The 9,429-nt window shown below is 69.0% G+C and carries 8 protein-coding genes and 1 tRNA gene; 4 read left to right on the top strand and 5 right to left on the bottom strand.

Features of this window, described 5'->3' with window-relative positions; all coding sequences use genetic code 11:
* The first annotated feature begins 167 nt into the window (after positions 1-167).
* Positions 168-242: transfer RNA gene (locus ACYVE9_RS08540), tRNA-Gln, on the top strand.
* A gap of 168 nt (positions 243-410) precedes the next feature.
* Here ACYVE9_RS08540 and ACYVE9_RS08535 read toward each other — a convergent pair.
* The 4 genes from ACYVE9_RS08535 to ACYVE9_RS08520 all read right to left on the bottom strand — a co-directional run bounded on the left by ACYVE9_RS08535 (position 411) and on the right by ACYVE9_RS08520 (position 3,106).
* Positions 411-1,277, bottom strand: a complete 867-nt coding sequence (locus ACYVE9_RS08535) for a GNAT family N-acetyltransferase (RefSeq protein WP_461027136.1) — start codon at positions 1,275-1,277, stop codon at positions 411-413.
* Positions 1,278-1,365: 88 nt separating this feature from the next.
* Positions 1,366-1,530 (bottom strand): hypothetical protein, encoded by a 165-nt coding sequence (locus tag ACYVE9_RS08530; protein WP_461027135.1) that lies wholly within the window; start codon positions 1,528-1,530, stop codon positions 1,366-1,368.
* A complete protein-coding gene (locus tag ACYVE9_RS08525) occupies positions 1,527-2,639 on the bottom strand; it encodes a radical SAM protein (protein WP_461027134.1) in 1,113 nt (370 codons plus the stop codon). Before ACYVE9_RS08525 ends, ACYVE9_RS08530 begins: the two co-directional genes overlap by 4 nt.
* A gap of 236 nt (positions 2,640-2,875) precedes the next feature.
* On the bottom strand, positions 2,876-3,106 hold the full coding sequence (locus tag ACYVE9_RS08520) for a hypothetical protein (protein WP_461027133.1): 231 nt from the start codon (positions 3,104-3,106) through the stop codon (positions 2,876-2,878).
* A 416-nt stretch (positions 3,107-3,522) separates the two neighbouring features.
* Between ACYVE9_RS08520 and ACYVE9_RS08515 the strand changes: the two genes are divergently transcribed.
* On the top strand, positions 3,523-4,869 hold the full coding sequence (locus ACYVE9_RS08515) for a helix-turn-helix domain-containing protein (protein ID WP_461027132.1): 1,347 nt from the start codon (positions 3,523-3,525) through the stop codon (positions 4,867-4,869).
* Here ACYVE9_RS08515 and ACYVE9_RS08510 read toward each other — a convergent pair.
* Positions 4,847-5,380 (bottom strand): NUDIX hydrolase, encoded by a 534-nt coding sequence (locus ACYVE9_RS08510; protein ID WP_461027131.1) that lies wholly within the window; start codon positions 5,378-5,380, stop codon positions 4,847-4,849. The genes ACYVE9_RS08515 and ACYVE9_RS08510 overlap by 23 nt on opposite strands.
* A gap of 628 nt (positions 5,381-6,008) precedes the next feature.
* On the opposite strand from ACYVE9_RS08510, the gene ACYVE9_RS08505 reads away from it, so the two are divergent.
* A complete protein-coding gene (locus ACYVE9_RS08505) occupies positions 6,009-6,797 on the top strand; it encodes an ABC transporter ATP-binding protein (RefSeq protein ID WP_461027130.1) in 789 nt (262 codons plus the stop codon).
* Positions 6,794-9,376 carry an ABC transporter permease gene (locus ACYVE9_RS08500; protein ID WP_461027129.1) on the top strand — a complete coding sequence of 861 codons (2,583 nt, stop codon included), beginning with the start codon at positions 6,794-6,796 and terminating at the stop codon, positions 9,374-9,376. The genes ACYVE9_RS08505 and ACYVE9_RS08500 overlap by 4 nt, the downstream gene beginning before the upstream one ends.
* Positions 9,377-9,429: the final 53 nt, after the last annotated feature.

Genomic DNA, 9,429 nt, shown 5'->3' with positions numbered 1-9,429 from the left:
GCATCGCACGCCGCGCTCCGCCCCCACAGGCCGTCCCCGCACCTCGCGCGCCCCGTCCTCCCGGCGCACCTCGCCCGGGGGCGCGCCGAACCGAGGGAAGCTCGGGATGATCACCGTGCACCGGGTGTTGGAGGCTGATCGGCAGAACGCGTAGGCTGTTTCCGCCATCCCGAGTTGCTCTGCTGGCATGGGCACCCAGACTTTGAATCTGGTTTTCGCAGGTTCGATTCCTGCCTCGGGAGCAGTCGCGATGTCCCAGGACATCAGAACGACCCCGAACCCGTGACCGGGTTCGGGGTCGTTGTTGTTGGTGGCCGGGTGGGTGTCCTCCCCGGCGGGTCGCGGCTGAGGTCGATGCTCAGGCCGGACAGTCCGCTTCCGTTATGACCTCACGGCGGCGAGACCGGCGGTTACGCGTGCGTGGTGTGGCTGAAGCCGAGGGAGGAGAGTCCTTCGCTTCGGCACAGTCGGTCGGAGGGTCCGCCGGCCTTGGTCTGGAGGAGTTGGTAGGTGGCGCCGTGGGTTTGGCCCCAGTGCATCGCGGCCCGCCACAGGGCGCGGCCCAGGCCTTGCCCTCGGGTCTGGGGCAGGACGGCGAAGTACTGGGGCATGAGCTGGGGGCGTCCGATCGCGTCGGGTTGTACTTCCATGGGTCCGATCGCGCCCACGACGCGGTGGTCGAGGGTGGCGGTAAGGACCGGGCCGCATCTGCCGGTCTGTATCCGGGTGTGGAGGAAGGCCAGGCCGTCGGCGGCCATGGTCCGGGCAAAGGGGGCGAAGGTCTCCTGCACGGGGGCCGGCCAGTCGGTGAGGGGGCGGACCGGGCCGCCGGGGTCCGGGCAAGGGCGGGCGGTGAAGGTCTTCAGCTGGATGCGGGTACCACGCGGAGATTTGGTCTCGGCGTCGGAAGGGCGCACTACCCGGGCGTTGGCCGTGTCGTGCGCGGCAGCCAGCTTCAAGGCCAGTCCGGCTGCTTCGTCCACGAGGCTGCCGTGGTGCCCGTAGGCGAAGACCTTGACGGTGCCGCTTCCGCGCTGGTTGAGAGTGGGGATCAGAGTGTGGTCGGACCGGTGGACCACGTCGCCGGTCAGGACCGTCTCGTGCTTTTCGCCGCCCCACCGCCGGTCCTTGTCGTGGGGCAGGAAGCCCCCGGTGCCGGCTACCCGCAGGATGTCCTCGAAGAGGTCGACGGTCAGAGCATCGGGATGGACGGGGCCGAGGGTCGGCACGATCGGCGCGGTCAACAGGGGCCGGAGCCAGTCCCAGCGGAAGAACATGAGCGGCACCCTAACGGTCGGCCGATCAGGGCTCAGGCCCCGACGCGAACACGCCGGGGCCTGAACGGAGCTGACCGGACCGTGTCGGTCAGTGGGGGTTGTCGTCGCCGGCGTCGCAGGAGCACTCCGCGCTCTCCACGATGTCGTCCAGGTCCAGGACGGCGGTCACCGAGAGGGCGGCTACGGGCGGCGCGGCACGGCGCGCCGAGATCGGCGGGCCGGGCAGAAGTGTCACTGGTACGGGTGGGGTCATGAGGCGTTCTCCTTGTCTCCGTGTTGGCAGTAGCTGTGCAGCGGCGCCTTCGCTTCCTGGTAGTGCTTGGCCAGGGGGCGGCAGACCCGGCAGGTGCCGGACAGGGCGCAGCCTTCGCATCCTCCGGTGCGAAGCATGAGGCGGTCGGCGATGGCGCCGAGCCGGGTGAGACCGTCGATGCCTTCGGCCATGAGGTCGATCTGGTCGTCCCGTCCGACCTTGCAGATCGACACCTTGGCGTGGGGGTCGGCGTGGAAGAAGGTGTGTCCCGCATTGCAGCCGGCGAACGGCTTGCGTTGCCGCAGGTGGGCGGCTGACTGGGCCAGTAGGGGCTCTCCGCCGCCGTAGATCGTCGGTGTCATGTTCGTGTACGCGTGGTTCTCGACGTTCCACTCCTCGGCGAGGGTGGCCATCTCGTCGGCCTCGGAGGCGTTGTCCTCGGTCACCACGACGTTGATACGCAGAGGTAGTCCGGCTTTGCGTGCGGCGTCCATGCCGCGCCGGAACGCCTTCCACGCGCCGCGGCGCTGGGTGAGGCGGTCGAAGGACTCCTCGCTCGCTCCGTACATGCTGACCACCAGCCGGTAGGGCGGGCAGTCCCGGAAGAGCTTGAGAAGGTTCGGCCGCCAGAGCAGCGAACCGTTGGTGGAGATGGTGAGCATCATCCCGGCCCGCCAGGCGTACCGGTAGGCGCCTTGGAAGTCCGGGTCCATGGTGGGCTCACCACCGGTGATCTGGAGCCAGAGGACATTTGCTTCGCGCATGGTGTCCAGCAGTCGCACTTTGTCCGCCCAGCCGAGCCCGGAGAAGGGGCGCTCGCCGAGGTAGCAGTGCTTGCAGCCGAGGTTGATCTCCCACGAGGCGCGGCAGTAGCCGTACGGGGATGGCTCGCGCACCAGCACGGTGCCCTGTGCAGGTCGGCCGCTCAGGTCGACGCCCCAGACGTCAGCGGCGGTCTGCACTGCCCAGGCAGGCAGAATCTCACCGGCTGCGGTGGCCTGCCGAATGCCCTCGTAGTGGTCGGCGGGGATGCGGGCCCCGGCCCTCGCTCCGGGTTTGAGGAGCAGGTGCCCGTCAAGGAACGGGGAGGCGATCAGAGTGTGGGCCATCAGCGGCCCCTCCTTCCGGATCATGGAACGCGATGGCATGCGTGCGCAACGGTTGGCGCGGCAATGGGTTTCGCCGAGCCCGTTGCAGGTGCCGCAGGTCTTGCCGGACGAGTCGGCGCCGCTGCCGCCGCAGTCCACGCAGCTCTCGTTGCGCGGAGGGCGAAGGCGCCGGGCATGTACGCCGCCGTGCGGGCGGGGAGGGGTGCGGCGCAACGTACCGCTGCTTGGGCTCGTGATCAGGTGGTCCACGAAACCGCCTCCCGGGTGTCGTCCCAGGTGTGCTGGTGGGCGTGGCCCGCGAACAGACAGCACCCCTCACCATCGGGCCCAGGGGCGGCCACCGGGCAGTCCGGCAGCACGGTCAGCTTCACCTCGGCGCTCCCCAGCCAGCGGAGCCACAGGGCGGTCCCGTACTCGCCGAGGTCGTCGAGGAGGCCGTAGTGCCAACCGTCGTCGTGCGTGGACAACTGACACTGCACGGCGCTGTCGACACTTCCCGACGGGGACAGCTCGCGTGTCCGCCCGGCTAGGTCCAGGGGCAGCCGACGCCAGCGCGTGCAACGCATCACGACGCCAAACGCAGAGGGTCGACGGAGCTTCGCTCCGCGCACCGCTGACACGCGCACGGCGGGAAGCGGCCGGGGTGATCCGCGAGCACTGCCTCTTTCCTCACACGCACTTCGGTGGGAGGCCCCCACGTTCGGCCGGAGTCGCGCGAAACCCGCAGCGTCATCCGTACGTCGTTCTGTCCGTTCGCCATGGTCAGGAGCATCGCGATCCGCAGGCTCTGCGAGAAAGGCCAAGCGGATTACCCAACGTGGGTAACATCACTCTCGGTTCACCGAAGTGAGCGATCCGTAGTCGATGCGCCGGAGGGTGCCCGATGTCCGAGCAACCCCGCTCGCAGGAACTCCCGCTCAGCCTGCTCACGGACCCGGCGATGACCGAGGCGTGCCGGGTGAGGGATTTCGGCCGCATCTTTCGGCTGCTCAAGGTCCGAGCAGGTATCTATCCGTCGATGATCGCGCGACGCTGTGACCTCACCCCCAGTCGCGTCGGCGAGGTGATGGCCGGGCGGCGACAACTGCTGCACATGGACGTGATCGAGCGAATTTCTGACGGGCTGCACATCCCCGGCCACATGCTTGGTCTGGCCCGACGCTCATGGGAGACGCCTCAAAAGCTGACCGTCAGGCCACGGGAACATTCGGAGGAACCGACCCCGATTGGTGCGCAGTTGACCGCAGGTCTGCCGGGTGCGGACGTGGACAGCATCCTTGCCCTGGCAGCCGACAGAGACCTCAGCCCATCGACGCTGGACGCGTTGCACTCGTCGATCGCGGACTACTGGCGCCGGGACGACGAACACGGAGGCGAGACCTTACGGCCGGCGGTCGTCGGCCAGCTCCGCTACGTCGTGGAACTCCTCAAGGAGCAGTGTCCCGCGCTCTTGAGGAACGGCCTCCACGGCATCGCGGCTGAGCTGGCCCGACTCACCGGGTGGACCTACTTCGATGCCCGCCAGTACCACCAGGCGCGCGCCTATCTCACCGAGTCCCTCGGACTGGCCAAGGCCATCGGCGACCATCAGTTCATGGCCAATGTCCTGGCCTGCGTGAGCCTCCAGGCCACTTACCAGGACAAGCCCGGGGATGCCCTCGCTCTCGTCACCGCAGCTCAGGACCAGGCCCGGCTCGCCGTGGGCACAACACCTCGCGTACTGGCCATGCTCTCGATGCGAGAAGCCTTCGCCCATGCCACTCTCGGGAACCGCAGCGCAACCCACGGCGCGATTGCGGAAGCCCACACCTACTTCGATCGGATCAGTCCCGGTGATCAGGACCCGGCGTGGGTGACGTACTTCGACGAGCCGAAGCTGACAGTGGACACCGGCATCGCACACGGCCGCATGGGCGAAGCCGCCGTCGCCGAACCACTCATCGCGGACGCCCTACGCCGCGAGCACGAATCGAACCACCGAGGCCGCGCCTTCCACGCCTTATGGCTCGCCCGCACCCAGCTCCAGCGTGGCAAGCTCGACGAGGCATGCCACACAGCCATCGAATCGCTGGCCCCGGTGGCAGCCGTCAGCTCGCAACGAGTCGCCGGCCACCTCAGGGAGTTCTACGAGCGGCTGGAGCCCTACCGTCGGGAGCCGGCCGCGGCAGCGTTCGAGTCCCGGCTCCGGGAAGTGCTGCCCCGCCAGATCACCGGATCGCCTCGTCCATGAGCACGTAGAGCAGCCCGACCAGGGACCCGCTGCTGACGACCTCGCGCCGGTCGATCATGCCGCGAACATCGGCCAGCGGGATCCACTCGATACGGTCCGACTCGTTCTTCTCGGTCGGCGGTCCGTCGTACGTCGCTGAGTCAGCCCGGAAAACGTGGTGTTGGGAGTCGGTGATGCCGTTGGCCGGCTCGGCGTAGATAAGCGGCTTGACCGGGCCGGGCCGCCAGCCGGTCTCCTCCAGGACTTCACGGGCAGCCGCTTCAGCCGGTGTCTCGCCCACCTCGACCAGACCCATGGGCAGCTCCCACGCCCAGGCGTTCGTGATGAAGCGGTGCCGCCACAGCATCAGGACCTCGCGCCGCTCGTTGACCACAGCAGCCACTGCCAGGTGCCGGAGCCTCACGACGTGGTGCTCCCAGCGGTTTCCGTCCGGCGTCTCGACGTCGGTGAGCCACAGGTTCACCCAACTGTTCTCGTAAATCGGACGTTCACCATGGATCTTCCACTGCATCGCTGCGACCCCTCTCGACCGGTCTACAGGATCCCAGAGCAGTCAGAGGGCTGACTCGCCTTCACATGTTTTGCGTCATCCTGACGAGATGCAGAGTCAACCGAAAGCGAAGCCGGCTGGGATGGAGCACGGTTCTCCCGCTGCGGGAGTGCCTGCGTGGTGGGGGAGCGCGATCGTCACTCAGGAGTAGGAAGTAAGTGGGAGGGGTCGCTGCCGTTTCGCTCGTGAACTGGCGCTTTTCACGTGCGGCAGCACTTCGTGCCACGTTCCGGGGGCCCCGCACTTGCCCCTCACGTAGGGGAAGGTGGCAAGGTCTGGGGTGCGTCCCCTAAGGGGCGTCACGGGGGTCCTTCCATGCCGTACTCGTCCTGGCGCAGGACGAGGAATCGGCCGTTGTTGCCTAGCGTCGACAGTGCACCAGGGAGCCGGCGGCCGCAGAAGGCCGCCGGGGTGGGGAAAACCCCCGGGCGTGAACGCCGAGAAGCACCATCGCGGTGGCACGGGCGGTGCAGCAGGCTCAACACCGGCTCACCGGACGACAACCGCGGACCGCCTGCCGCGCACCCCGCACCGCGGGGCCGCAGGGCAAGCCAGCGCCATCCCAGTACGCAGACGAAGGAGAAGCACCGTGACAACGGCTGTAGCAAATCCCAGGACCGGGGGCAGTGGAGGAAGCACGGCCGTCGCGGCACGAGCCCGGCAGGTCGTGAAGTCCTACGGGTCGGGCGAGACCGAGGTGGTCGCGCTGGACCGGGTGGACGTGGAGATAGCCCGCGGGGCTTTCACCGCGATCATGGGCCCCTCCGGCTCGGGCAAGTCCACGCTGATGCACTGCCTGGCCGGCCTGGACTCCGTCACCTCCGGGCAGATCTGGGTGGGCGACACCGAGATCACCGGGCTCAAGGACAAGAAGCTCACCCGCCTCCGCCGCGACAGCATCGGCTTCATCTTCCAGGCCTACAACCTGCTGCCGACGCTGAACGGGCTGGAGAACATCACCCTGCCGATGGACATCGCCGGTCGGAAGCCCGACAAGGAGTGGCTCGACCGCGTGGTCGAGACCGTCGGCCTGCGCGACCGGCTGCGGCACCGCCCCAGCGAACTCTCCGGCGGACAGCAGCAGCGCGTCGCCGTCGCCCGGGCGCTGGCCGCCCGGCCGGAGATCATCTTCGGTGACGAGCCCACCGGCAACCTCGACTCCAGGGCGGGCGCCGAGGTGCTGGGCTTCCTGCGCCGCTCCGTCGACGACCTCGGCCAGACCATGGTGATGGTCACCCACGACCCCGTCGCCGCGTCCTTCGCCGACCGGGTGCTCTACCTGGCCGACGGCCGCATCGTCGACGAGATGACCAGCCCCACCGCCGAGTCGGTCCTCGACCGCATGAAGGCCTTCGACACCTTCGGGCGGGTGTCATGACCGTCGTCAGAACCTCCCTGCGCAACTTCTTCGCGCACAAGGGACGGATGCTGCTCTCCGGCTTCGCCGTGGTGCTCTCCGTCGCCTTCGTCTGCGGCACCCTGGTGTTCACCGACACCATGAACACCACCTTCGACAAGCTGTTCGCGGACTCGTCGGCGGACGTCACGGTCAGCGCCCCCGAGGGCGACGGACAGGACGCCCAGCAGTCCATGACCGGACGCCCGCAGACGCTGCCGGCCGACGTCGTGGACAAGGCCGCCGAGGCGCAGGGCGTGGACAAGGCCTTCGGCCTGACCGTCAGCACGTCGGTGACGGTGGTGGACTCCGGCAACGACAACATCGGCCCGACCACCGGCGCCCCCACCGTCGCCTCCAACTGGACCGACCTCGACCTCCGGACGATGGAGGTCACCTCCGGCCACCCGCCGCGCGGGCCGACCGAGGTGATGGTCGACGCCGACACCGCGGAGGCGAAGAACCTCGAAATCGGCGACGAACTGCGCACCATCACCGCCGACGGCGACTTCACCTCACGCATCTCCGGCATCGCCACCTTCCAGGTCACCAACCCGGGTGCGGCCGTCCTCTACTTCGACGAGCGCACGGCGCAGGAGAAGCTGCTCGGCGGCTCGGACGTCTACACGAACGTGGCCGTACTCGCCGCGGACGGCGTCACCGACGAACTGCTCAAGAAGAACGTGCAGTCGGCGGTGGGCGGCGACTGGAAGGTGCAGACCCAGGAGGAGTTCAGCGCCGAGGGCATGAACGACTTCGGCGGCTTCCTCGACGTCATGAAGTACGCCCTGCTCGGCTTCGCCGGCATCTCCCTGCTCGTCGGCGTCTTCCTCATCGTCAACACCTTCTCCATGCTCGTCGCCCAGCGCACCCGCGAGATCGGCCTGATGCGCGCCATCGGCGCCGGACGCGGGCAGGTCAACCGCTCGGTGCTCATCGAGGCGCTGCTGCTCGGCGTCCTCGGTTCCGTCATCGGCGTCGGCGCGGGTGTCGGCCTCGCCATCGGCCTGATGAAGCTGATGAGCCTCGTCGGCATGAACCTCAGCACCGACGACCTGACGATCGCGTGGACCACCCCGGTGATCGGTGTGGTGCTCGGTGTACTCGTCACCGTGCTCGCCGCCTACCTGCCGGCCCGCCGCGCGGGCCGGGTGTCGCCGATGGCGGCACTGCGGGACTCCGGCGTCACCTCCGACGGCAACGCCGGCCGGGTGCGGGCCGTCGTCGGCAGCGTGCTCACGCTCGCCGGTGCCGCCGCCCTGTTCGCCGTCACCCGCGCCGACGAGGCCGGGCCCGGCTCGCTGCTGCTCGCCCTCGGTGTGGTGCTCACCCTCGTCGGTTTCATCCTCATCGGCCCGCTGCTGTCGCAGCTGGTGGTCAAGGGCCTGAGCGTCGTCCTACTGCGCATGTGGGGGCCGGTCGGCCGCCTCGCCGAACGCAACGCGCTGCGCAACCCGCGCCGCACCGGCGCCACCGGCGCCGCGCTGATGATCGGGCTGGCCCTGGTGGCCGGGCTGTCGGTGGTCGGCTCCTCGCTGGTGGCCTCCGCCTCCGACGAACTGGACCGGTCCGTCGGCGCGGACTTCATCATCGCTGGCGACACCGGGCAGCCCCTCACCCCGCAGGTCGCCGACGCACTGAAGGAGACGCCCGGGCTGGCCCACGTCACCGAGTACCGCTACCTCCAGGGCGTGGAACTGACCCTGCCGGGCGACGGGAAGGAGACCGTCGACCTCGTAGCGGCCTCCCCGACGTACGCCGAGGACGTGCGGGTGGAGACGCTGGAGGGCACGCTCGCGGACGCCTACCGTCCGGACAGCTTCTCCGTGCACGAGGAGTTCGCCCGCGAGCACGGCCTCGAAGTCGGCGACACCGTACCGGTCGCCTTCCCCGGCAGCAGCGAGACGGCGGACCTCACGATCGGCGCGATCACCACGTCCGCCTCCAGCCTGGAGGGCAGCGCGCTGTTCACCAGCATCGAGACCGCGGCGACGTACGTGCCCGAGGACCGGATGCCGCTCAACCTGATGATGTTCGGCGTGGCCGAGGAGGGCCAGGAGGAAGCCGCGTACCAGGCGCTCAAGGCCGAACTGGAGCCGTACCCGCAGTACACCGTGCGCGACCAGGCCGACTACAAGCAGCTGCTGGAGGACCAGATCGGCGGCCTGCTGAACATGGTCTACGGTCTGCTGGCCCTGGCCATCGTCGTCGCCGTGCTGGGCGTCGTGAACACGCTGGCGCTGTCCGTCGTGGAACGGACCCGCGAGATCGGCCTGATGCGTGCCATCGGCCTGTCCCGCCGCCAGCTGCGGCGCATGATCCGGCTGGAGTCGGTCGTCATCGCCCTCTTCGGCGCCCTGCTCGGACTCGGTCTCGGCATGGGCTGGGGCACCTCCGCCCAGCAGCTGCTGGCTCTGGAGGGCTTCACCACGCTGGAGATCCCCTGGCCGACGATCATCACCGTCTTCGCCGGGTCCGCGCTCGTCGGGCTGGTCGCCGCCCTGGTGCCCGCCTTCCGCGCCGGCCGCATGAACGTGCTGAACGCCATCGCCACCGAGTGACGCCGACGGCTGCCCGCCCCGCCCGTTCTGTCGGCCGGGCGCGGGCAGCCGCC

This window comes from Streptomyces sparsus (genome assembly GCF_054776295.1).
This window is presented reverse-complemented; position numbering and strand designations above follow the sequence as displayed.